Genomic DNA, 23,007 nt, shown 5'->3' on the forward strand with positions numbered 1-23,007 from the left:
AGCCTCCCGCCCGGCGTCGTTCATGCGGAGCCTTAGCACACGCGCTACCTGCCCGGCGCGGGCAGCCCCACATCCGCGAGCCGCACTTCGTAGAAGTCGCCATTTCCGTTGCCCGGCGACTCCAGCTTCGTGGCGAACTCCTTCGTGGTCAGCGGGCGCTCGGGCGGCGTGGTGACGAAGGGCCGGCGCTGGGCGTAGATGAGCGTCCCCCGCGCAGGCACCACCGTCGGGGTAAGCCCCCCATCGAACTGGTTGACCGCCTGTCCGAGGTTGCGCGGCACGCCCCACTGCCCCTCCTTCCGCTCACTGACGTACAGATCGTAGCCATCCGGAGCCACCCCTCCCGGCCGCTGCGAGGAGAAGATGAGGTAGCGCTCGTCCGCGTCCACGAAGTGGTTGCCATCCCCGTGACCCGAGTTGATGACCTCCGGCAGTGGCTCGCCCGGGCCCCATCCCGACGCCTGGGGCGCATGCCGGTAGATGCGCCGCTTGCCGGCCTTCTGGCTGCGAGTCACGTAGACGGCTCCCTCGCGCGACACAGAGGTGTTCGTCTCGGTGTCCGGGGTGTTGAGACCCTCGGCCAGCCGCGGTGTTCCCCAGCCCTTGTCGGTGCGCTCGACGAACCAGATGTCGAAGTCGGCATGCACCACCTCCTCCTTGGACTGGGGCCGCACGGAGGCGAAGAAGAGCCGCTTGCCGTCCGGAGAGAAGGCCGGGTCGATGTCCCGGTAGCGGCCCGAGAAGGGCAGCACCTCGGGAGTCGTCCAGCGGCCGTCCCGCCACTGGGAGGTCATCAACAGCTGGAACTGGAAGCGCGTGGGATCCGCCCGGTTGAACACCACCGTGCGCCCATCCGGCGAGAAGGTGATGCCGAACTCCTCGTTGCCGGTGGACACCACGCCCGGGGCGAAGAGCACCGGCTCGGGAGTAGCCGCGGGAGCCGCGTGGAGCAGCAGCGCCAGGGGAAGGGACAGGAGCGAAGACATGAGGATTCCTTTCCACCCGGAGACACGTCCAGGCAGGCAGTGACGACCAGGGTTGAAGGGTGCTTCAGGCCCGGCGCAGGACGAGCACGGGCGTCGAGATGAGGGCCAGACCGGCCACCAGCCCAAGCACTCCGCTCAGGCCGTAGAGGACACAGCCCAGGGCCCCGCAGAGCGTGGCCACGGTGCCCGAGGCGAAGATGAAGCGCGCACGTCCCTCGGAGAGCCGAAGCGCCGCGAGCGACAGGAAGGCCCCGGCGGCCAGCCCTCCGCCCACGCAGGTCATGAGACAGAAGGCCCGGCAGCCACCGGTGTAGCAGACGTGTCCCGCCCCGCTGACCACGAAGGGGAGCAGCAACGGGAAGAGCCCCGCAATCAAGCCCGGAGTCACCGCCCGGTCCCACTGACGCCCCCACCAGCCCAACCCGAGGCACAGCAGCGTCAGCAGGCCTCCCAAGACGAGCACCGAGGGCCTCACGCCGTGCTGGAGCAGGACCGCCATCACCGTCAGCACCACCGCATACAGGGCTCCGGGCATCGCGGCCCGCAGACGTCCCCACTCATAGGCCCGGCGGGCACGACGCTGGAGCTGCACCATCTCACTCGACACCATGACGCATCCTCCAGGCCTCGCGCAGCCGCCCGAGCGCCCGCTCGAGCCGCTTGCGGAAAGTGGCGCCAGGAATCGCGGGCCGCTCCCGCGCTCCCATGGCCGCCTCCAGGGTCTCCACATCCTCCGGCCGCAATCCGCCCATCACCTCCGCCAGCGCGTGCCGCAAGTCCTCCACGAGCAGCCGCGCCTCGGGCCCCGCGGCCCCATCCACCACCTCCACGCCCTCCGTCTCGGGAGCCTCGCGCCGCCGCGCCCGCGCCTTGAGCACGGTGCGGCACTCATAGGCGGCGATGCCCAACACCCACGGCAGGGCCTCGCGCGCCGCGTCGTACTCCGAGGCTCGGGCAAACACCTTCAACAGCGCCGCCTGCGCCGCGTCCTCGGCGTCTTCGCGGCACGGCAGCAGCCGCGCACAGAAGCGCTCCAGGAGCGGCTGGAGGCAAGCGAAGGCCGGAGTGAAGGCGTCCCGGTCGCCCTCGGCGAGCCGAGCCATCCACCGCCGGAGCTGTTCCCGCGCGCTGTCGTCCACCCGCATCGTGTCCTCGTCCGTACCGCCGTGCCCTCTATAGGCAGATGCCGGAAAAGCGTGACACCCCGTCAGGATTCTCCGGCCCGTGCGTCCGTGCCCCCCAGAACTCCTTTTTCCTTTCGACGGCCATGACCTCCTTCGCGCTCACGTCATCAGTCTCAGCGGCGACCCGCTCGTCGCGAGACCCGCGTGTGCGGCGCGAGGTGGCGCTCTGACCGGCTGAGGCCGACAGCGCCTTCCCCGTCCGACCCCTCGGGCCCGCGTGGCTCGAGGGGTTTTTCTTTTTCCAGCGCCTTCACCCGGGCCGGCCCGGCCCACAACCAAGGAGCAACTCCCATGGGCACCAAGACGCACGTCAACGTTGGCACCATCGGCCACGTGGACCACGGCAAGACGACCCTCACCGCCGCCCTCACTCAGGTGATGGCCGCAATGCATGGCGGTAAGGGCCTCGGCTACGACCAGATCGACAGCGCGCCCGAGGAGAAGGCCCGTGGCATCACCATCAACATCACCCACGTCGAGTACGAGTCGGCCACGCGTCATTACGCCCACATCGACTGCCCCGGTCACGCGGACTACGTGAAGAACATGATCACCGGCGCTTCCCAGATGGATGGCGCCATCCTGCTGGTGGACGGCTCGCAGGGGCCGCAGCCCCAGACGCGTGAGCACATCCTCCTGGCCCGCCAGGTGGGCGTGGAGCGCATGGTCGTGTTCATCAACAAGGTGGACGTGGCGGACCCGGAGCTGCTCGGGCTGGTGGAGCTCGAGACGCAGGAGCTGATGGCGGCGCACGGCTACACGGACGTGCCGATGGTGAAGGGCTCGGCGCTCAAGGCGCTCGAGGCCGTCATGGCCGGGCGTGTGGAGGACGAGGCCACCCGCTGCATCCGTGAGTTGGTGGACGCGCTCGACAGGCACATTCCGGACCCGGTGCGGGACTACACCTCGCCGTTCCTGATGCCCATCGAGGACGTCTTCACCATCTCGGGGCGCGGCACGGTGGTGACGGGCCGCATCCAGCGCGGGGTGCTCACTGCGGGGGCGGCGGTGGAGCTGGTGGGGCTGGGCGGCGCGGAGACGCGGGAGGTGGTGGTCACGAGCATCGAGTCCTTCCACCGCCAGCACGCCGAGGCCCGCGCGGGTGAGAACGTGGGGTTGCTGCTGCGCGGTCTCAAGCGCGAGGAGGTGGCTCGCGGCCAGGTGCTCTGCGCGCTGGGCTCCATCCACCCGCACGCCGCGGGTGAGGCCGAGCTGTACGTGCTCTCGGCCAGCGAGGGGGGCCGCCACACTGCGTTCGGCACCGGGTACACGCCGCAGTTCTTCTTCGGGAGTACGGACGTGACGGGGACGATCGAGGTGAAGGACGAGGGGCTCGTGCAGCCGGGCGGCCGGGCCCGCGTGGGCTTCCGGCTGCTGCGCCCCATCGGCGTGGAGCCGGGCATGCGCTTCGCCATCCGTGAGGGTGGGAAGACGATTGGCGCCGGCGTCGTCACCGAGGTGAGATGACATCAGGAGCGCCGCTTCCGGAGACGGGGGCGGCGCTCTTTTTGCGCAAGGGGTTCAACCCGGGTTCACCCGATACCCTCACCCCGTCCCTCTCCCGGAGGGCGAGGGGAAATTATCGCGGTCAGGCCACGGGGACAGGTGCGTCCCTGTGCGGTGGGGAGACCTCTCCAGCGCCCGCGGACATCGGTCCGGGGGTGTCCTGGGATCGGGGTTCCCCTTCCTGGAAGCCTGCAAAGGCCGGGGTTCAACTCCCCAACGGAAGCTCCGGGAGCCAGCGCCCTCGAGGTGCACCGTGCGGAACGGCCCTGCGGGTGAAGAACCCCCGCCGCGCCGCCGGGGCTCCTGGAGCCGACGTCTTTCGCTGAACGAGGTGGGGCCGGTGGACACATTCCGATTCTTCCCGCTGCTGGTGGTGGCCTTCGTGCTGGGCGCGGTGGCCTACAAGCTGCTCGTGCTCAAGGTGGTCGTCCCCGAGGGCTTCACCACCCTGCTCTACCGCCAGGGCCGCTTCGTGCGCGCGCTGACGCCCGGAGCCCATCGAGTGCTGCGCCAGGGCCACGGCACGCAGCAGGTGGACATGCGCCAGCGCTACCTCACCGTGCCCGGCCAGGACGTGCTCAGCCAGGAGCAGGTGGGCCTCAAGGTGAGCCTCGCCGTGCGCTTCGCGGTGGCCGAGCCCGAGCCGGCCCTGCACCGCGTGCAGAACTTCACGGAAGCGCTCTACCTGGCCGTGCAGCTCGCCCTGCGCGAGGAGGTGGGCCGCCATCCGCTGGAGGAGCTGGCGGCAGGCCGTGTCGACCTGGGCCAGCGGATGCGCGAGCGCGTGGCCGGAGAGGTGCGCGCCTTCGGACTCTCGGTGGAGGCAGTGGAAGTAAAGGACGTGATGCTGCCGGCGGACCTGCGCCGCGCCTTCGCGGAGTCGCTCAAGGCGAAGAAGGAGGCCCAGGCCATGCTGGAGAAGGCGCGCGGCGAGTCCGCGGCCCTGCGCAACCTGGCCAACGCGGCGAGGCTGATGGAGGAGCACCCGTCGCTGCTCGAGCTGCGCATGCTGCAGACGCTCGGCAGCGCGAGCACCACGCCCGGCAACACCTTCGTCCTGGGCGTGGGCCCGGAGCTGACGTCGCTCGGGCGTAGGCGTCCGGCCCGAGGGAGCACACCGAGGCCTCCCTCGGAGGGTGACGAACCCGAGTCCACCTGAGCCAGCGCGGCCTCACTTCTTGTCGAGGCCCGCCCGCTCCGCCGCCAGGGCCCCGAGCGCCGACCAGTCCAGGTCTCCCCTGCCCTGGGCTACTCCGCCGAGGTAGTGGTCGTGCAGGAGGCTCGCCAGCGGCATTGGCACTTCCGCCGCACCAGCGGCCTCCAGCACCAGCCTCACGTCCTTGAGCCCGAGCCGCATCTTGAAGCCCGCTGGCTCGTACTGCTCGTTGGCGATGAGCACCGCGTAGCGCTCGAAGATGGGGGAGCGCGCGAACACCGCCTGGAACAGCTCCAGGAATACCTGCGGCTCGACGCCTGACTTGCGGGCCAGCGCGAACGACTCCCCGAGCGCTTCGATCATCGAGGCGATGAGGAAGTTGCCCGACAGCTTCACCACGTTCGCCGAGGGCGCCCGCTCACCGAGCACCGAGAGCCCGCGTCCGAGGGCCTCCAGCAGCGGCCGGCACCGCTCCACATCGGCCTTGGCGCCCGCGGCCACCACCCAGAGCTGCTTCGCCTCCGCCGCCTCCGGCCTGCCGAACACCGGCGCGGATACGTACCGCTGCCCGGCCTTCACATGGGCCTCGGCCAGCCGCTCCGAGAGCCCCACCGAGATGGTGCTCGAGGAGACGTGCACGGCCCCCTGCCCCAGCCCGGCCAACAGCCCCGTGTCACCGAAGACGGCGTCCTCCACGGCGGAGTCATCCGAGAGCATGGAGAAGACCACCTCCGCCCCGCGAGCCGCGTCCGCTGGCGAGTCCGCGACGCGGGCCCCTTGCTGGCGCAGCGGCTCGGCCTTTCCGCGCGTGCGGTTGTAGACGGAGAGCTCGTGCCCCGCCGCGCGCAGGTTCCTCGCCATGGGGTGGCCCATGTTGCCAAGACCGATGAAGCCCACCTTCATGCGTACCTCCTCGAGAGCAAGCCGCCAGAGGTAGCAGGAAAAGAGAGAGGGCCCCAGGTCCTGGAGACCTGGAGCCCTCGGGAGACAACAGTGCGGCGCCGGGCGCGTCAGTCCTTGACGGGCGTCGCCTTGAGGGCGGCCTTGCCCTCCTTCACGTACACCTGGAAGCGCACCGTCTTGCACGCGTACTTCTGGACGAGCTGCTCCTTGTTCTTGCGCAGCTTGGCCACGAACTTGTCGTAGGTCAGGCCGTCGTTGGGCTCTCCGCACTGCTCGCGCGTCACGACGAACTCGCGGAAGACGTCCTGGAAGTGATGCTCCTCGCTCAGGGCGATGGCGCTGTTGCCCGTGGGAGGAGGAGGCGGCGGCGGCATGCCCATCATGCCCGCCATCGGCGTGCCAGGAGCCGAGGAAGGCGCGGCCACGCCAGGGTGACCCGGGCGGTGATGCGGGAGGGGAACCTCGGCCGTGTTGGGACGAGCCGAGCGCGCCAGCAGCTCCTGCGGGATGGCCGCCACGCGGGTCGTCTCGGGAGGCGAGTCCTCGCCGAAAGCCGGAGCAGGGCCCGCCTGGGCAGCGGCCGCGGCGAACGGATCCGCCGCCTGCTGCAGCGTGTAGGCGGCCGTCGGCTGGTCCTCGAAGGCGAACGCACCGCGCCGGGCCTCCGCCGTGGCCACGCCCGCGCCCGCGTCTCCGCTAGCAAACGGGAAGGCATCCGCGGCCCCCGCCTGCGCGGCGAACGGGTCCTTGCCCGGAACCGTGGGCGAGCCGTACGGATCCACGACCGGAGGCGGCGAAGCGAACGGGTACGCATCTCCGCCAGAAGCCGGGGCCGCCGCGTACGCGTCCGAGCCCGGAACCGGCGGCGGGAACGGGAACGCATCGCCACTCGGCTCAGCGGCCGGCACAGCCTGGGCAACACGGGCAGGAGACGCCGGGAAGGGGAAGTCGTCCGGGCCGGGCACAGGGGGCTCCTGCGTGGGCGCCACGGGCAGCGGCGCCGCGACCTGGGCGGGCGCAGGGGCCTCCTCCTGACCCTTCTTGCCCTTCTTCTTGTCCTTCTTCTCCTTGGCGGGAGCCTCGGCCGAGGCGCCGCGGCCCGAGCCCATCACCAACATCCACACCAGGGAGAAGCCCAGCAGGCACATCAACCCGAAGAGGGCCATCTGCTGGTAGTCCGCCAGCGCCGTCATGAAGGGACGCACGCTGGAGACGGCCACGACCTCGAGGCCCCCCTCGAGTGCCCGGCGCGAGCCCACCGAGAGCGGAGCCTCACCGCCCTTGACGTCCTCGAAGGACGTGAACAGCGGCAGCTTCACCTGCGGCAGCTGGGGCAGCCACCCGCGCACGCTGCCACTCTGCACCACGTGGCCGGACTGACCCTTGCGCAGAACCTTGATGCCCTCGTCGGCCAGCTCCTTCTGCGCACCGGCGGTGCCCAGCACCTTCTCACCCTGCACCAGCGCGATCGCGGCGACGCCGGAGGCCAGGGCCGCGGACTCCAGCACCTTGCCATCCACCAGCGGAGCGCCCACCACCAGCGTCACGGCCACCTGCGAGCGACCGCCCTCGGGATTCCACAGCACCGGCACGGAGTAGAAGACGTGGGGCGCGTCGAACGCGTCCACCTGCACGCCCTCGGCGCCAGCCTTCGAGAGCGCCTGCACGTCGAGCTTGTCGTCCGCGGCGGGCTCCCCCTCGGCAAGCGCGTACATGGTGCCGTCGGAGGTGGCGAGCGCGAGGACGAGCGAGCCCGCGAGCGACTCGGGCACCAGCTCCTTCGCGGCGGTGCGCAGGGCGGCGAAGCGCTCGCCGGTGGGCGGCTCCACGATGCGGATGCCCTTGCCCTTGGGCAGCGGCACCACCTGGGGCTGCACGGCGGTGGCCACGTCCGGGCTCGCCGCGAGCTTCAGCGCCAGGCCCTGCACCGCGAGCCGGCGCGCGTCAAAAGCCCGAGAGACCTCGGCAATGGCGGCCGTGGCTGGTGCGGAAGCATCCTCGGTGGCCCGGGCGCTCAGCGGTCCCGACACCAGGGGGAGATGCGCCAGACCGAGTCCGAGGACCAAGAGTGCGAAGACGAAAAACTTGAAGCGGACCATCGCCGACCTTTAGCCCGGGGGGTGAAGTGTCCGCTTATAGCGTCCACCGCTCGGGGCCAGCAAGAATCCGGGTAGGTCCGCCTGGGAGCCCGGACACCAGGCGAGGGGTCCGGGCTCCACCTGCGCACTAGAAGCGCACGTCCTGGGGAAGCCCCTGGCTGCTCACATCCCGGCGCTTCTCCAGCATCCTCTTGATGGCGGTCTCCAGCCGGTCACGCGCCGCGTCGATCGCCTGGAACATCGTCTCCGCCGTCTCCGTGATGTGCGTGGCCGAGAAACCCGGCATCCGCACCGTCACCCGGCACTCCTGGTCAACGCCCCCCTTGGGACCATTGATGTCCACCAGCGCAATGTCCACCTCGGTCGCCTCGTCGTCGATGAACTTGGCGATGGGGTCCACCAGATGCTGCGTGGCGTAGTCCCGCAACGAGTCCGTCAACGTCAGATGGACTCCTCGCATCAACACCTTCATGGCGTCACCTCCCTTGGACCCTCAAGATGGACAGCCTGGTGACATTCGGTGAGCGGTTATCGAGCCCGCTCCCTCGGCCGCTCTCCTGGCCAGGGGCGGAGCGCCGGAGAAGCGCGGATGTTTCCGGACGACTCCTGGGTTGCTCAGTCGCATGGGAGAGCGAATCAAGGTGTTGCTGGTCGAGGATGACGGCGACAGCCGGGAGCTTCTCGCGGAGCTGCTCGAGATGGACTTCGATGTCGTCACGGCATCCGACGGTCTGTCGGGGCTGAAAGCTTTCGAGAACGACCACCCCGACGTGGTGGTCACGGACGAGTCGCTGCCCGGTATGTGTGGAACGGAGCTCGCACAGGAGGTCAAGCACCGCCAACCCAAGGCAGGCGTCATCCTGGTGTCCGGCTACACGAATGTGGACGCTGGCTGCTGCGACGTGGTGCTGCGCAAGCCCATTGATGTCGAGCGTTTGTCAGCCGCCGTCGGCAGCCTGGGGGAAGCAGCCAGGCACTGAGCCGGCACGTGCTAACCTCGTGCCCGGTTGCCAGGGTGTGGTTCCTGGAGGGAGGCACGATGAAGTACTGCATGCAGTGCGGTTCCGAATACCAGGATGGCGTGAAGGAGTGCGCCGACTGTCCCGGCAGCGAGCTGGTGGACGCGGAGGCCATGCGCCAGCGCCACATCCCGCTGTCCAGTGAGAGCGACACTCGCAAGTTCGTCCGGGCCACGACGGCGGATGATCCACTCACGGCCGAGGACTACTCGCGCGTGCTGGAGGCCGAGCGCATCCCCGTCTTCATCCGGCCGCGCCGAGGAGGCGCCGTGGACGTGCTCACCACCGGCGCCCTGGAGCCCTGGTGGGAGATCATGGTCGGCGAGGAGCACCTCCAGCGCGCCCTCACCTTGCTGGCGCAGGAGAAGGCCCGGCTGGACTCCACCGCCGACGAGGCCGCCCGCGCCGCCGAGGAAGAGGAGCTCGAGACGGAGGCCACCGCGCCCCCGCCTGGCACCCTGTAATCTCCAGGCGCACCTTATGCCCCTTGGTCGCACATCAGTGGTAGACGTCTACCACTGAGCGGCAGGGGGGCAGCGAGGCCGTCACGGGGAGCGCACGAGCTCGCCACCGCCCGTCTCGGGGGGGCGGCGAGGCTCGTAGAGGCTCACACCGGAGACCCGCCACTTGTCGTACTTCGCGTTGCGCGCGAGGAAGGTCTCCAGGTCCTCGTCCACCACGCGGCCGTTGCCGTCCACGCCGCGCCGGGCATGCCGCAACCAGGTGCGCTTGCCCTTCTGCACCACGAAACCCAGGTGCGTCACCCGGGTGGCCTTGAGCGGCAGGTCCTCGCGCAGCACGACGAGGATGGTGCCCGAGGGCACCTGGCGCGCGTGCGCCATCACCCGCTCCAGGGGAATCATGTCCAGGTTCCAGGTGCCCCGCGGCTGACGCTCCTTGGGCAGCCCCAGCGCCAGCGAGGAGCGCGAGGTCCACGTCACCGAGGTGAGCGTCTTCTGCACCTTCACCGTGTCCTCACCGCCGTAGCGCCGCGTCACGTCCGCGAGGAAGCCCTTGCGCTGGTTGTTGGGCAGCCACTGGGCCTCCATCAGGTGGTTGCGATCCTCGTAGGTGGGCGCGCTCGCGTAGCGCAGGCGCTCGAGCAGCCCCGCCACGTCGGGCTCGGAGGGGGCCAGGCTCATGGCCAGCGCCTGCTCCACGAAGGTGAGGCAGTCCACCGCGTCCAGCCTGAAGGTCGGGTCCGGGTCCACCCCGTTCCCCTCCCCCAGCGGAGAGTGGACGTAGGGGGTGCCCAGGAAGCGCTCGCTCACCCGCAGCAGCCGCTCCTTGAGCGGGAGGCTCGCGTCGCCGGTGATGAAGGAGGCGCGCTCCTGCTGATTGAGCGAGGCCCATACCACCACGGGCTCCTTGAGCGTATTGCGCGCCGGCGCCCCGGGCCGGGCCGGAGCCGGCGCATTGCCGGCCACGGGCGTCTGGGCCAGCAGCGCCGAGACCAGGGCGAACGTCTTCACTTCACCACCCCCGCTTTGCGTAGGAGCGCCTTGCGCTCGTCGTCCGCCAGGTGGAGCGTCTCCAGCTCCTTCTCGTAGACGAGCTTCTCCTCTCCCTGCGCGTTCCACGAGGCGAGCACCAGCCAGGACATCATCGTCTTGTCGCCTCCCTGGTAGAGGATGCGGGCCGCGCCGGCCGCGAGCGTGCGGTCCTTGTCCTCCAGCAGCGGACGGAGCGCGGACGAGGACTGCTTCGCGGCGACCCCCTCATAGAGGGCCAGGCCCTGGCGGCGCACGTGCTTGTCCTCGGAGGTCAGCAGCTTGCGCGCGAAGGTGAAGCCCTCGGGAGCGCCCAGCAGGCACAGGCCGCGGGCGGCGGCGAAGCGGGTGCTCTCCGAGCTGTCGTCGAGGAAGGCCTTGAGGGCCGGCGTCTGCTTCTTGTCACCCGCGGCCCCCACCGCCTCCAGCAGCATCACGCGCGTCTGCGGATCCGTCTCCGTGCGCGCGCTGGTGAGCAGCGCCTTGCCCACCTTGGGGTTGCCGGTGGCCCCCAGGGCGCGCGCCACCTCCCGGCGCACCCCGTAGGACTTGTCCTCCAGCAGCGGCAGCATCACGTCCACGCGCCGGCTGCGCACCTTACCCAGGCCCTGGATGGCGTACATGCGCACCGCGCTGTCCTCGTGCCCGGCCAGGTCCACCAGGGTGGGCTCAGCCGCGCGCGTCTCCAGCCCGGCCAGCACGGCCGTCACGTCCCGCAGCCGCCGGGGCTCCAGCACCTCGGGAATGGCCGCGGCGAACAGCCCCGCCGCAAAGGCCTCCTCCCGCAGAATCCTCAGCCGGGAGATGGCGGTGGGCACCGCCAGCCCCCCCTTGAGGAACTCCTTGACGAGCCCCTGTGTCTCCATGCGGCGCTCCTGGCGCTTCTGGACGGAGGGGGGGGCGGCCTGGACGGCCGGAGTGGTGAGGGCGAGGACGAGCAGCAGGCAGGCTGGCAGGGTGCGCACGGCCCACCAGGATGACAAGGCCCGAGCGCGGCTGTCAAAACCTCCGCCGGGCCCGCTCCCTCCCTCGGGACGAGAGAACTGACCGATTCTTGACCCTCCCCGGAGCGATTGATACGACCGGGCCTAGTGTCTTCCAGCCCTTATCCCGAGGCCCCTTCCATGAAGCGACTCCTGGTACTGGTGGCTGCGGCGGGAGCCCTCGCCGGATGCGGCCCCCTGAAGTCCACCTCGAACCTGCTGGACGCCGAAGTGCAGATTCAAGCGGCTCGCACCGCCGGTGCCGAGAAGCTCGCGCCGTACGAGTGGACCGCCGCCAACCTCTACATCCGCAAGGCGCGTGAGGAGGTCGGCTACTCCGACTATCAGGCTGGGGTGGACTTCGCCGAGAAGGCCGCCCGCTACGCCACCGAGGCCCGTGCCAAGGCCATGGCCAATGCCAACTCGGAAGAAGCCGATTCCCCCAGCCCCAACCCCTGACGCGAGAGCACCCTACCGATGCGACGTCTCATCGCTTCCTCGTTGCTCCTGCTCTCCGCTGCCTGCGTGAGCGGTAACAAGGTCCGCGCCCAGTCCGAGGTCATCCAGGCCGACATCGAGCGCGCCCAGCGCAGCGGCGCCATGCGCTGCGCTCCCACGCAGCTCGCCACCGCCGTGGCCCACCTCGACTTCGCCCGTGGCGAGCTGAGCCAGGGCACCAGCTACCGTGCCTCCGAGCACATCCGCACTGCCGAGAGCGCCATCAAGGAGGCCCTGGAGCGCTCCAAGGGCTGCGCCCCCGCGAAGGTGACGGTCAAGGACAAGCCGGACGGGACTCCTCCTCCGCGGCAACCGACGGAGCAGCCCACCCAGGTGGAGATCACTCCCAAGCCGCCGCAGCAGGTGGTGGTGCAGATTGAGGAGAAGGACTCCGACGGCGACGGCATCTTCGACAAGGACGATCCGTGCCCGGACCGCGCCGAGGATCGCGACGGCTTCGAGGACTCGGACGGCTGCCCCGAGCCGGACAACGACCGGGACGGCGTGCTGGACGGCAACGACAAGTGCCCGCTGACGGCCGGTCCGCTCTCCAACCAGGGCTGCCCCGAGGAGGCCCCTGGCGACGCCGACAACGACGGCATCCCGGACAACCTGGACAAGTGCCGCGACCAGCCCGAGGACAAGGACGGCTTCGAGGACTCGGACGGCTGCCCCGACACGGACAATGACCAGGACGGGCTGATCGACACCGCGGACAAGTGCCCGGATGCCTTCGGCCCCATCCAGAACCTGGGCTGCCCCCGCACCGACAAGGACGGGGACAACGTCGAGGACTCGCAGGACAAGTGCCCCGAGGAGCCCGAGGACAAGGACGGCTTCCAGGACGAGGACGGCTGCCCGGACCTCGACAACGACGCGGATGGCATCCCCGACGGGCTGGACCGCTGCCCGGTGAAGTCCGGCCCGCTGGAGAACGCCGGCTGCCCGGACGATGACAAGGACGGCGACGGCGTGGTGGACCGCATGGACCTCTGCCCGGATCAGCCCGGCCAGAAGGAGATACGTGGCTGCCCCGACCCCGACAAGGACAGCGACGGCATCCCGGACCGGATCGACATGTGCCCGGAGCAGGCCGGTCCCCAGGAGACGCGCGGCTGCGCGGATGTGGACACGGACAAGGACGGCCTGGTGGACCGCCAGGACTTCTGCCCGAACGAGGCCGGCCCCAAGGAGATGCGCGGCTGCCCGGATCCGGACAAGGACAACGACGGCATCCCGGACCGCGTGGACGTGTGCCCCGACGAGCCCGGCGTGAAGGACGAGCGCGGGTGCGCCAAGAAGTACAAGATGGTCATCGTCAAGAAGGGCAAGATCGAGATCAAGAAGCAGATCAAGTTCGGTTCCGGCTCGGCGAAGATCATCGGCAAGGAGAGCTTCACCGTGCTCGACGACGTGGCGCAGGTGATGCGCGACATGCCGACCATCAAGAAGCTGCGCATCGAGGGCCACACGGACTCGCTGGGCAAGGACCTGGTCAACCTGAAGATGTCGCAGGCGCGCGCGGACTCGGTGATGGCGCAGCTGCTCAAACGCGGCATCGACCCGGGCCGGATGGAGGCGGTGGGCTTCGGTGAGGAGAAGCCCATCGACAACAACGCGACGGCGAAGGGCCGCGCGAACAACCGCCGCACCGAGTTCAACATCGTCGAGCAGTAACTCCCCTCCCCCACCGGGAAGGGACAAGGAGAGGGTGCCGCGCGCCTCCGGGCCGCGAGCACCCTCTTCCTTTTCAGGGAGCGCTGTCGCCCGAGGTCTGAACCGGAGCCGCCGCGGGTTTCGGCGTGGCGGCCAGCTTGTGCAGCACCCGCTCGAGGCTCTGCTGGTAGGCGGGGTGCACCTTGTCGGCCTTGATGCCGAGCTCGAGTGCTCGCTGGTAGCTCGCCAGGGCCGCATCCAGCTGGCCCGCGGCCTCCAGGGCCTCGCCCAGGCTGTCATGGACGTTGGCTGAGTCGGCGTGCAGCTCGACGTTGCGCCGGAAGACAGTGAGGGCGGGCTCGACTTTGCCGTCGCGCAACAAGTAGTACCCCATGGCGTTGACGAGGTCCTCGGACGGGCGAACCTCGAAACCAAGCCGCTTCGACAGGCGGGCGTAGTTCGCCTCCACCTGCGCCAGGTTGCCCTCACGCGCCAGCGCCGGGGAGACACGCTGGTCCTCGAAGAGGGCCTCCAGCCCGTCGTAGAGCGTCCGGTGGGGCGTGCTGCCGTGATGGTCGTTCTCGAGGAAGGAGTAGCGCCACGCCAGCCGCGCCAACCGGGCCTGCTCCAGCGACGCCGCGAGCCGCTGGATGGGTTTGAGCATGTCGTCTCCCTCGTTGCCCATGCTCATGTAGAGGAAGCGCTCCTGCTCGGGCAGACGCTCGAGGGACTTCACCGCTCCGGCCACCAGCTCGCCGTTGTTCCACCACAGGCTCGGGCTGATGGCGATGTACGCGTGGAAGCTCTCGGGGCGGTTCATCAAGGCATGCAGGGCGAAGAGTCCGCCGAACGAGTGGCCCACGAGGATGCGGTAGGGCTGCGTGCGGTAGCGCGCCTCGATGTGAGGGGCCAGCTCCTCCACCAGGAAGCGCAGGAAGCGATCCGCGCCTCCGGCGGTGGGAAGCGCCTGCGCGACGCTCTGTGGAGAGCCAATCCCAGGCATCCGGGTGTCACCCCGCGTCGGCGGAGTGAGATCCCGCGTGCGGTTCGTGTTGGACACCCCCACCACGATCATCTGGGGGATATGCGAGTTCCCAGCGAGGAACTGCACGATGCCGGTGGAGTGGTGGAAGTGAGCATCGCCGTCCAGGAGGTAGAGGACGGGGTAGCGCTCTGAGGAGGTCTCGTACCCCGGAGGGAGATAGAGCCGGTAGCCGCGCTCCTCCTCGAGGATGTTGGAGCGAAGGCTGTGCTTCGCCCCAAGGATGAGGGGCTGCCCCTCCGACGGAAGGGCGGAGCCTGCGCGAGAGGACGACACGGACTGACAGGAGGCGAGGAGCAGCACTGCCCCCATCAACGAGAGGAGTCGGCGCATGAGAGGTCTACCGGCGTGGGAAGAGGAGTCCCACGCTAGCACTCCTCGTCTCCCCTCCTCGGGCCCGTCACCTCAGGCCCAGAGCTCCTGCTCGAGCGTGGCCATCAGGGAGGCAGCGACCTCCGGCGAGGGCATGCCCGCCTCCGAGAGGAGCTCGGCGTCCAGCGGCACCGTCACCTCCTCGCGCAGCGTCGCCACGGCCTCTCGCTTCGCCTCACGCAGGGCCTCTCGCTCGGAAGAGGACAGCCGCTCCCGCGCCCAGCGGTCGATGGACCAGGACAGCTCGGCGTGCCGCGTCTCATCGTCGGCGATGCGCGTCATGGCCTCACGCACCTGAGCGTCGCGCGCGTGCAGCGCCTGGTGGTGCGCCACCAGCGCCCCGAAGGTCTCGCGCACGCAGCCCTCCACGGCGTTCTCCAGCGCCACCTCGAAGAGGGAACGCAAGGGCAGCGCCTCCACCTCGAGCCGGTGGGGCGTCGCGCCGAAGCGGCGGGCGAGCCGCATGCTGACGTCCGTGTGCATCACCTCCTCCAGCGCGCTCACCAGCGCCGCGTCCTGCAGCGCGACGTCCGCGCCATGCAGGGCGAGCTCCTCGCGCAGCCGGAGGAAGGCCTTGATGGCGGCAGCCTCCAGGTGCGCGGCCGACGCGAAGTGACGGCCCAGCGCCTCCGAGCACGCGACACCTCCCGCGGCGCGCAGTCCCACGGGCCGCCGGCCGACGATGCAGTTCGGGTTACCGGGCTCGATGAGGGCACTGCGAACCTGCTTCACGTCGCCCCCGGGAGTCACCTCCAGGACGTAGCGCGTGATGCCCGTGTCCTTCCCGCAGGTGTGACCGCGGGTGCCGATGACGTCGAAGCCCCCGTCGGCCCTCGCCCGCACTCCGCCGCGCTCCAGGTCGGTGCAGGAGAGGTTGTAGTTGGACGCGAAGGCGAGCAGCGCGGCCTCCTGTGCCGTGTCGATGGGGCCCAGGAAGCTCTTGAGCGACTCCACCGTCGTGAGGGCCGTCACCTCGTCACCGCGTGTCATCGCGACGTAGAACGCGACACACAGGTCCGCGCAGGAGGCGCGGAAGCCGTTGCTCGAGGAGAGGCTGCTCAGGGCCGACTCACATGCCGCCTTGTCGGAAGCCGTCGCGCAGGCCGTCCCCGAGGAGCTACTCACCGATTCCTGGTGATAGCTCCCGTCAAAGCTCTTGGTGACAAACCGCAGTTGCACGAAGTCCGGCGACACCGCGGGGGACAGCCCGCTCACCGCGACCGCCGAGCCCTCACAGCGGGGCGAGGAGTAACCCGAGGTGTCCACGCCTCCGGGGTCGATGATGCCTTCGATGCCGTCGCAGCCGGCGAGCACCAGCGGAGAAGCGAGCGAGGCGCGCAGGGCACGCGAGAAGAGGCGACGCAGCAGGGGCGAGTCCATGGAAGGCTCCGGGGCAAGGGTTCTGCACTTACTGGAGCAACACGGATGCCATGCCCTCCCCTCCCCCCTGTCTGGAGGGCCGGGTGACGGGAAGGCGCGACCGCGGCGTCACGCTGGGCTCGGAAAGATGCCCTTCCGAACTCAGAAACCTGAGACCGGCGTCACCCGTCCTTCAGCAGCTCGTGGAGGACCTCGGTGGCGTAGGAGCCCTTGGGCAGCTCGAAGGTGAGCACCAGGTCCTCCCCATCCACCTCCAGCGAGGGGTTGCCGAGCCGCACCCGGTAGGGCCTACGTCCGCCCTGGGTCTCGTCACCTCCGCGCCGGAAGTCGTCCAGCGTCACGCCCTCGTCCACGAGCAGCTTCGCCTCGGCCTCGGCCACGGCGTGGGCGGACGCGGTCATCTTGGGTCCGAAGAGGGGCCCGGCCGGGCTCACCTCGAAGGCAGCCGCGCGAGGCCCGTCCACCTCGGGCGCCTCGCAGACGAAGAGGCCACCGGAGTCCTCGCGACGCAGCACGTCCCCCAGGAGCACCGTGTCAAAGGTGCCCGCGCGCAGCCGGTCCACGAGGGCCCGGTTGAAGAGGCGGGACTGGAAGGCCGAGAGGTACAGCTTGCGCTGGAACTTGTCGGGGCGGCGCGGCAGCCGCTGGCCCAGAAGCAACAGGCGGCCGAAGTCCGCGTTGTCGCCCTCGCGCCCGAAGCGCTGATCTCCGAAGTAGTTGGGCACGCCCCGGGCGCTCAGCCGGGTGAAGCTCTCGCGCGCCGCTCCTACGTCCTTCACGCCCCGCAGGCGCAGCCGGAAGCGGTTCCCCTTGAGGTGCCCGGTGCGCAGCTTGTTCCCATGGCGCCGGCTCCACAGGACGCTCACGCCCTCCAGGGTGAACTCCGGTAGGAGCGCCTCGGCCCGCGCGGGCACGGAGAGGAGCTGGCGGGTGATGGCCTGCCGGTCCTTCATCCCCGCCACGCCCACGTCGCCCTCGTCCACGCCCAGCTTGGAGGCCAGGGCCTTCACCACCTCACGGGTGTCCCGGCCACGCTTCTCCACCCAGAGGTAGAGGTGCTCCCCCTCCCCCGAGGGCTGGTAGGCGGGCAGCTCCTCCACCTCGAAGTCCTCGGGGACGAGCTTGAAGGCTCCGCCGCACCCCGGTACGTCCTCCGTCAGCCGTGGCCGCTCCGCGCTCATCTCAGGACCCACCGAGCGTGGCGAGCATGTCCTTCACGCGCCGGGCAAGGTCCTCGTCCGCGCGCGACTCGAGCAGCTCTCCCGCCTGGAAGAGAAGGAAGAACATCACGTCGCTGAGCGCCTGTCGGAAGGAGACCAGCGGCTCCGAGCCCAATGAGCCTCGGAACTGCTCATAGGCGCTCACCAGCTTCGCGTCCGGCAGGCTGCCGTCCGGCGCGAAGGCCAGTCCCGCCAGCACTGGCGACGAGGACAGCGCCTGTCCCGCGAGTGCGGCATTGGCCGACGCGATGAACTCGCGCGCCAGGCCCTGCTTGGACACCTCGGTGGCGATCTCCCGGAAGATACGGTTGAAGACGCGCACCACCTCGCGCACGTCCAGCACCGGGGCCGGCACGGGAGGCTGGGTGATGGCGCGCAGACCCGACTGTGAGTGTCTCACCGAGGGAATCCCGGTGGAGGACGGACGCACCACGGGAATCCCCATGAAGGCCTTCGGGCGCACCGCGGGAATCCCCGACAGGGACTGCGCCGTGCCGCCCAGCGGCTTGTCGGAGAGCTGCACGAAGCCGCCCTCCAGCAGGCCGTAGACGACCTTGGTGACGTCGAACTCGGACAGGCGGGTGGCCTGCCCCAGGTCCAGCACCGTGCGGCGGCCATCCACCAGGGCCAGCACCTTGTCCTCGTCCGGCTCCAGCCGGGCGTTGCTCATGCCCTTGCGCAGCACGTAGAGGCGGCTGTTGGGGATGCGCTTCCGGAAGTGCGCCAGCTCGTCGATCTTCCGGATGCTGTCCATCAGCAGGCTCTGCGTGGACAGCTGGATGTTGTGGCCGAGCTTGTCCTCCACCGGCTGGTCCACGAGGAAGAAGCTGCCCTCGCGGCACAGGACGATGGCGTGGAAGATCTCACTCACCTGGTGGGTGACGCACTTGAACAGGTCATGCGCCTGGAGCAGGCCCCGCTCCACCAGGGCGCGGCCAATCTTGGAAGGCGGATGCTCGCGCAGCACCGTCTCGAGCTGGGTGCGCTCCAGGTAGCCCAGCCGGACGAGCACCTCGCCGAGCCGGTCCGCCGCCACGTCCGAGGTGGCGCCGCGCACCTCGCCCTCGCGCAGGATGACGGAGCGCTCGCCACCGGGGGCTTGCACGCGCACGATGCCGCTCCAGCGCGCCTGGCTCAGGAAGGCGATGAGGTCCGACAGGGGGAAGCCAGAGGCGTCCCCGGAGAGCACCACGCGAGGGGTGGGCAGGGAGCCGCCCTCGGCCGGGGTGCGCGAGAAGACGAGCAGGTCCGGCGAGGTGGGCTGCAGCACGTACGAGCCGGTGCGGCCCGCCAGCGCTGGCGGCGGCTGCTGTTGCTGCGGCGCCTGCCGCTCGTCGGGGACGAGTTGGGTGCCATCGATGCGGAAGCGCTGGCTCATGACACCGTCAGTCGGCGGCCCACTTGTTGTTGGTGGTGAGCCACTCGAGCTCGTCTTCCAGGCTGTGGGCGAGCGCGTCGTCGTTGAGGCCCATCTGAATGTCGTAGTAGCGGCCGTTGAAGAAGAGGCTGGGCGTGCCGCGGATGTTGGCCGCGTTGCCCAGGGCCTTGTACTTCTCCAGCTCCTTGGCGTACGTGCCGGCCTGCAGCGCCTTCTGGAGCTCCGCGCCCTTGAGGCCCAGCTTGTTGGCGATGGCCACGATGTTGGCGGGCGACAGGTTCTGCGCGTTCTCGAAGAGCGCGTCGTGCATCTCCCAGTACTTGCCCTGGTCACGCGCCCAGAGCACGGCCTGGCCGGCGGGCACCGCGTTGGCGTGCATGGGCAGCGGATAGGGCACGTTGCAGAAGCGCACCCGGCTGGCGTTCTTCTTGGCGAAGGCCTCCAGCAGCGGGCGGGCCTTGCCGCAGAAGGGGCACTCGAAGTCCGAGAACTCCACCAGCGTCACCTGGGCCTTGGCGTCGCCCATGCACATGCGCGGGTCCACCTCGAACTTCTGCCGGGGCGCGCGGAAGGAGGAGTAGTACTCGGAGAGAGCGACGATGATCTCCGTGGCCGGCACTCCGGCGGCGGCCTGACGGGCGGCGAGCCGGGCCATGCGCTTGCCGTGCTGGCAGGTGGTGTGCCCCTTGAGGCACTGCCCCAGGGTGTGGGGGCAGCCGCAGTAGCAGAACTCATCGGTGAAGACGGTGGACAGCTCGCGCTGCGCGGCGGGCGGCAGGGCGGAGAAGTCCATGCCGGGGATGCCGGAGAGGACCGAGCCCCCCGAAGAGGGCGCGGCGGCCGGCGGGGGCGGGGCCACCGGGGCCGGAGTGGACGGCTTCGGCGCGGTGGGCTGGGCGGGCTCAGCCGCCTCGGAGTTCTTGGAACAGGCGGAGAGGGCCGTCAGCGCCAGGGTGAGCGCCAGGAGGACACGATTGCGGCGGTCGGGAAGCACGTGGCCGGTCTTAGCCATGCGCGCGGGGCTTGTAAAGCGACCCCGGCTCTGCGAGGGAGGGAGCCCGCCATATGCCCAGAATCCTCCTGCTGCACACCGGCGGCACGCTGGGGATGGCCGGGGGCCGGCCGTCCGCGCTGCGCCCCGCGGCCTTCTTCAAGACGCTCAAGTCCCGCTGCCCCGAGCTGTTCCGCCTCGCCGACATCGAGCTGGAGCTCTTCTCCAACCTGGACAGCTCGGAGATGCAGCCGGAGCTGTGGAGCGGCCTGGCCGCCCACCTCCACCAGCGGCTGCCGGACTTCGACGGCGCCGTGGTGACACACGGCACCGACACCCTGGCCTACACCGCCAGCGCCCTCTCCTTCATGCTGCCCGGCCTGCCCAAGCCGGTGGTGATGACGGGCTCGCAGCGGCCCCTGGGTGAAATCCGCTCGGACGCGCGGCTCAACCTCATCGACGCGGTGCTCTCCGCCCTCCAGGGTCCGCCCGAGGTGAGCATCTGCTTCGACTCCCACCTCTACCGCGGCAACCGCACCCGCAAGGTGAAGGTGTCCGAGTACGACGCCTTCGAGAGCGCCAACTTCCCGCTGCTGGGTACACTGGGAGTGGATGCCACTTTTGCTCCGGGTCTACGTCAGAAGGGCCCCTTCCGGCTGCGCCAGAAGCTGGAGCCCCGCGTCTTCCTCCTGAAGGTCTTCCCGGGATTGGACCCCTCCCTGCCCCTGGCGCTGCTGCCCCACGTCCGCGGTCTGGTACTGGAAGCCTACGGGGCCGGTAACTACCCCAGCGACCCCTCACTCGGCCGTTCCCTGATGCCTCTCTTCCGGGAGGCCCGGAAGCGGGACGTGCCGGTGGTGGTGGTGAGCCAGGCCTACCGCAATGGGGTGGACCTCACGCTCTATGAGTCCGGAGCGGCGGCCCTCGCGGAAGGAGCGCTGAGCGGTGGCGACATGACGCCCTCGGCGGCGCTGGTGAAGCTGATGCAGGGCCTCGCCTACTACCGAGACAGGGAGGCACTGGCCCGCTTCATCGAGACCCCAATTGTCGGGGAGATGACCGAGCGGGCGGCCGCCACGCAGGAACCCCCGGTCAAAAAGTCGAGGCGCACGCGTTAGGAGCAGACCATCTAGGGACATCCATCCCGAGGTCTGCTTGCTGCTAACAATCCTCGACCCATAAGATGGGGGGCACGATGTCCGACGAGAAGACCGCCGTCCATTCGATTTCGGACCTGCTGGGGGACGCCCCTCAGCAGCAGAGCGCGTATCTCATCGTCATCAGCGCGAAGTCCGCGGCCGGGATCGGCCGGATGTTCAAGCTGGACAAGTCCGAGACGGTGCTCGGCCGCAGCGTGGAGGCGCAGTTCCAGGTCGAGGACGATGGCATCTCGCGCAAGCACGCGAAGGTGGTGTCGCTCGGCGAGGGCCGCTTCCAGCTGGTGGACCTGGGCAGCACCAACGGCACGTTCCTCAATGGCCTGAAGGTGAGCGCCGCGCCGCTGTACGACGGCGACAAGATTCAGATTGGCTCCAACACGGTGCTGAAGTTCTCCATCCAGGATCAGCTGGAGGAGGCCTACCAGCGCAGCATCTACGAGTCGGCCACGCGGGACGGCCTGACGCGCCTGTACAACAAGAAGTACTTCATGGAGACGCTGCGCAAGGAGTTCGCCTACTGCCTGCGCCACCGGGTGGCTCTGTCCCTGGTGATGTTCGACGTGGATTACTTCAAGAAGATCAACGACGTATACGGGCACCCGGCGGGTGACTACGTGCTGACGCGGATAGCGCAGCGCGTGAGCGACACCATCCGCACCGAGGACATCATCGCCCGCTACGGCGGCGAGGAGTTCGCCCTCATGCTGCGCGAGTCGGCCGAGGACCAGGCCCTCGCGTGTGCCGAGCGCTGCCGGGTGGCGGTGGACCGGACCGACTTCATCTTCAGCGGAACGCCCATCAAGGTGACCATCAGCCTGGGCGTAGCCACGCTGCACGACACGGACTTCGCGCAGGCGGAGGATCTGATCGGCGCGGCGGACAAGTACCTCTACCGGGCCAAGCGCGCCGGCCGGAACCGAGTGGACGGCAAGGCCATCAGCGGTCCGTAGCGCCCCTCCAGCGGTCCGTAGCGCCCCTCCAGCACTCCCTCTCCCCCACCACTCCCTCTCCCTCTGGGAGAGGGTCGGGGTGAGGGTCTTCCCTACGTCCCTTCGATTTCGAGCCCTGGCGTCTCCGCGAGCATCTCCACGCGGTTGCCGCCGGCGGCCTGGGCCGACTCGAGCGAGCTCTGCGCCTGACGGACGAGGTCGGCGAAGGACACCTCGCGGCCCGGGGTGAGGGCGGCCAGTCCCACGGACACGGTGGGGCGGATGACCTGGTCATCGAAGGTGAGGCTGGAGCGGGCCACGCGCTCGCAAACGCGGCGGGCCACGGTGTGGGCCCCGGCCAGGTCCGTGTGCGGCAGCAGCAGCAGCACCCGGTCCGCCGAGTACTGCACCGGGAAGTCCGTGTCGCGCAGCGCGCGCCGGATGGCGAGGGCCAGTCCTCCATGGAGCTGGGCGCGCAGCTCACGGCCCGCTCGCACCGGGAGCGGATCAAACGCCACCAGCGCAAGCGCCAGGGGGAGGCCGTAGCGCCGGGAGCGCTTCACCTCGACGAAGACGAAGTCCTTGAAGTGCGCGAAGGCGTAGAACTGGGTGAGCGGATCCAACAGCGGCTCCCCCGAGGACCGCACCGGCTCGGAGGCAGGGGTGGCGCGGGCCTTGCGCGCCGGAGTGCCCCGCGAGAGCGTCCGCAGCTGCACCAGCTCGGGCAGGCGCACCCGCAAATCCTTCCCGGAGATGGGCAGCGGAAGGACACCATCCGCAAAGCCAGCCTTGCCGGGCGTCTCCTGTGCGGCCAGCACGAGCGCCTGTGGCAACTGCTCCCGCACCGCACGAGCCACCCGCGCCGGCCTCTCCACCGAGGGCCCCAGCACCACCAGGTGGGCCCGGCCCTGCGCCTCCTCCCACCCCGCCACGGCGGACACGTCGAGTCCCGCCTTCTCCAACCCCTCCTTCAACTTGCGACGCCCCGCCGCACCCGGCTCGATGACGATGGCCCGCGTAATCCTCACGCACACCTCTCCAGACCTCGAACCATA

22 protein-coding genes are annotated in these 23,007 nt (G+C 69.7%); 8 read left to right on the forward strand and 14 right to left on the reverse strand.

Annotated elements, in window-relative coordinates; genetic code table 11:
* Window positions 1-44: 44 nt before the first annotated feature.
* The 3 genes from OV287_RS38450 to OV287_RS38460 all read right to left on the reverse strand — a co-directional run bounded on the left by OV287_RS38450 (window position 45) and on the right by OV287_RS38460 (window position 2,131).
* Entirely contained in the window at window positions 45-986 is a 942-nt protein-coding gene (locus tag OV287_RS38450; RefSeq protein WP_267539021.1) for a TolB family protein, read from the reverse strand.
* Window positions 987-1,050: 64 nt separating this feature from the next.
* A complete protein-coding gene (locus OV287_RS38455) occupies window positions 1,051-1,596 on the reverse strand; it encodes a hypothetical protein (protein ID WP_267539022.1) in 546 nt (181 codons plus the stop codon).
* Window positions 1,583-2,131 carry an RNA polymerase sigma factor gene (locus OV287_RS38460; RefSeq protein WP_267539023.1) on the reverse strand — a complete coding sequence of 183 codons (549 nt, stop codon included), beginning with the start codon at window positions 2,129-2,131 and terminating at the stop codon, window positions 1,583-1,585. The genes OV287_RS38455 and OV287_RS38460 overlap by 14 nt, the downstream gene beginning before the upstream one ends.
* A 330-nt stretch (window positions 2,132-2,461) precedes the next feature.
* On the opposite strand from OV287_RS38460, the gene tuf reads away from it, so the two are divergent.
* Entirely contained in the window at window positions 2,462-3,637 is a 1,176-nt protein-coding gene (tuf, locus tag OV287_RS38465) for an elongation factor Tu (RefSeq protein ID WP_267539024.1), read from the forward strand.
* A 379-nt stretch (window positions 3,638-4,016) separates the two neighbouring features.
* A complete protein-coding gene (locus OV287_RS38470; RefSeq protein WP_267539025.1) occupies window positions 4,017-4,835 on the forward strand; it encodes a slipin family protein in 819 nt (272 codons plus the stop codon).
* A gap of 12 nt (window positions 4,836-4,847) precedes the next feature.
* On the opposite strand, the gene OV287_RS38475 is transcribed toward OV287_RS38470, so the two are convergent.
* From OV287_RS38475 to hpf, 3 genes are all read right to left on the reverse strand, one after another.
* Entirely contained in the window at window positions 4,848-5,735 is an 888-nt protein-coding gene (locus OV287_RS38475; RefSeq protein WP_267539026.1) for an NAD(P)-dependent oxidoreductase, read from the reverse strand.
* A gap of 107 nt (window positions 5,736-5,842) precedes the next feature.
* Window positions 5,843-7,834, reverse strand: a complete 1,992-nt coding sequence (locus OV287_RS38480) for an MXAN_5187 family protein (protein WP_267539027.1) — start codon at window positions 7,832-7,834, stop codon at window positions 5,843-5,845.
* 127 nt (window positions 7,835-7,961) lie between these two features.
* Window positions 7,962-8,306 (reverse strand): ribosome hibernation-promoting factor, HPF/YfiA family, encoded by a 345-nt coding sequence (gene hpf, locus OV287_RS38485; RefSeq protein ID WP_267539028.1) that lies wholly within the window; start codon window positions 8,304-8,306, stop codon window positions 7,962-7,964.
* 151 nt (window positions 8,307-8,457) lie between these two features.
* On the opposite strand from hpf, the gene OV287_RS38490 reads away from it, so the two are divergent.
* Both OV287_RS38490 and OV287_RS38495 read left to right on the forward strand, forming a co-directional pair.
* The gene (locus tag OV287_RS38490) at window positions 8,458-8,814 is read left to right on the forward strand and encodes a response regulator (protein WP_267539029.1); all 357 of its coding nucleotides are present in this window, start codon (window positions 8,458-8,460) and stop codon (window positions 8,812-8,814) included.
* Between the two features lie 59 nt (window positions 8,815-8,873).
* A complete protein-coding gene (locus OV287_RS38495) occupies window positions 8,874-9,317 on the forward strand; it encodes a putative signal transducing protein (RefSeq protein ID WP_267539030.1) in 444 nt (147 codons plus the stop codon).
* Window positions 9,318-9,398: 81 nt separating this feature from the next.
* On the opposite strand, the gene OV287_RS38500 is transcribed toward OV287_RS38495, so the two are convergent.
* A complete protein-coding gene (locus OV287_RS38500) occupies window positions 9,399-10,325 on the reverse strand; it encodes an N-acetylmuramoyl-L-alanine amidase-like domain-containing protein (protein ID WP_267539031.1) in 927 nt (308 codons plus the stop codon).
* Window positions 10,322-11,308 (reverse strand): HEAT repeat domain-containing protein, encoded by a 987-nt coding sequence (locus OV287_RS38505; protein ID WP_267539032.1) that lies wholly within the window; start codon window positions 11,306-11,308, stop codon window positions 10,322-10,324. The genes OV287_RS38500 and OV287_RS38505 overlap by 4 nt, the downstream gene beginning before the upstream one ends.
* Window positions 11,309-11,467: 159 nt before the next feature.
* On the opposite strand from OV287_RS38505, the gene OV287_RS38510 reads away from it, so the two are divergent.
* Window positions 11,468-11,785 carry a DUF4398 domain-containing protein gene (locus OV287_RS38510; protein WP_267539033.1) on the forward strand — a complete coding sequence of 106 codons (318 nt, stop codon included), beginning with the start codon at window positions 11,468-11,470 and terminating at the stop codon, window positions 11,783-11,785.
* Window positions 11,786-11,803: 18 nt separating this feature from the next.
* On the forward strand, window positions 11,804-13,501 hold the full coding sequence (locus OV287_RS38515) for an OmpA family protein (RefSeq protein WP_267539034.1): 1,698 nt from the start codon (window positions 11,804-11,806) through the stop codon (window positions 13,499-13,501).
* A 73-nt stretch (window positions 13,502-13,574) separates the two neighbouring features.
* Here OV287_RS38515 and OV287_RS38520 read toward each other — a convergent pair whose 3' ends face one another.
* The 5 genes from OV287_RS38520 to OV287_RS38540 all read right to left on the reverse strand — a co-directional run bounded on the left by OV287_RS38520 (window position 13,575) and on the right by OV287_RS38540 (window position 19,884).
* Entirely contained in the window at window positions 13,575-14,855 is a 1,281-nt protein-coding gene (locus OV287_RS38520; protein ID WP_267539035.1) for an alpha/beta fold hydrolase, read from the reverse strand.
* Window positions 14,856-14,927: 72 nt separating this feature from the next.
* Window positions 14,928-16,274 carry a ferritin-like domain-containing protein gene (locus OV287_RS38525; RefSeq protein WP_267539036.1) on the reverse strand — a complete coding sequence of 449 codons (1,347 nt, stop codon included), beginning with the start codon at window positions 16,272-16,274 and terminating at the stop codon, window positions 14,928-14,930.
* A 161-nt stretch (window positions 16,275-16,435) separates the two neighbouring features.
* Window positions 16,436-17,455, reverse strand: a complete 1,020-nt coding sequence (truD, locus tag OV287_RS38530) for a tRNA pseudouridine(13) synthase TruD (protein WP_267539037.1) — start codon at window positions 17,453-17,455, stop codon at window positions 16,436-16,438.
* 1 nt (window position 17,456) lies between these two features.
* Window positions 17,457-18,872: a DUF4388 domain-containing protein gene (locus OV287_RS38535; protein WP_267539038.1), complete on the reverse strand. Its 1,416-nt coding sequence runs from the start codon at window positions 18,870-18,872 to the stop codon at window positions 17,457-17,459.
* A gap of 7 nt (window positions 18,873-18,879) precedes the next feature.
* Window positions 18,880-19,884, reverse strand: coding sequence for a DsbA family protein (locus OV287_RS38540; RefSeq protein WP_267539039.1), 1,005 nt, complete (start codon window positions 19,882-19,884; stop codon window positions 18,880-18,882).
* A gap of 53 nt (window positions 19,885-19,937) precedes the next feature.
* On the opposite strand from OV287_RS38540, the gene OV287_RS38545 reads away from it, so the two are divergent.
* Both OV287_RS38545 and OV287_RS38550 read left to right on the forward strand, forming a co-directional pair.
* Window positions 19,938-20,981: an asparaginase gene (locus OV287_RS38545; protein WP_267539040.1), complete on the forward strand. Its 1,044-nt coding sequence runs from the start codon at window positions 19,938-19,940 to the stop codon at window positions 20,979-20,981.
* Window positions 20,982-21,058: 77 nt separating this feature from the next.
* Window positions 21,059-21,973, forward strand: coding sequence for a GGDEF domain-containing protein (locus tag OV287_RS38550; protein ID WP_267539041.1), 915 nt, complete (start codon window positions 21,059-21,061; stop codon window positions 21,971-21,973).
* A gap of 92 nt (window positions 21,974-22,065) precedes the next feature.
* Here OV287_RS38550 and OV287_RS38555 read toward each other — a convergent pair whose 3' ends face one another.
* On the reverse strand, window positions 22,066-22,980 hold the full coding sequence (locus OV287_RS38555) for a GGDEF domain-containing protein (RefSeq protein WP_267539042.1): 915 nt from the start codon (window positions 22,978-22,980) through the stop codon (window positions 22,066-22,068).
* Between the last annotated feature and the right edge of the window lie 27 nt (window positions 22,981-23,007).

Source organism: Archangium lansingense (assembly GCF_026626635.1).
Lineage (GTDB): Bacteria > Myxococcota > Myxococcia > Myxococcales > Myxococcaceae > Archangium > Archangium lansingense.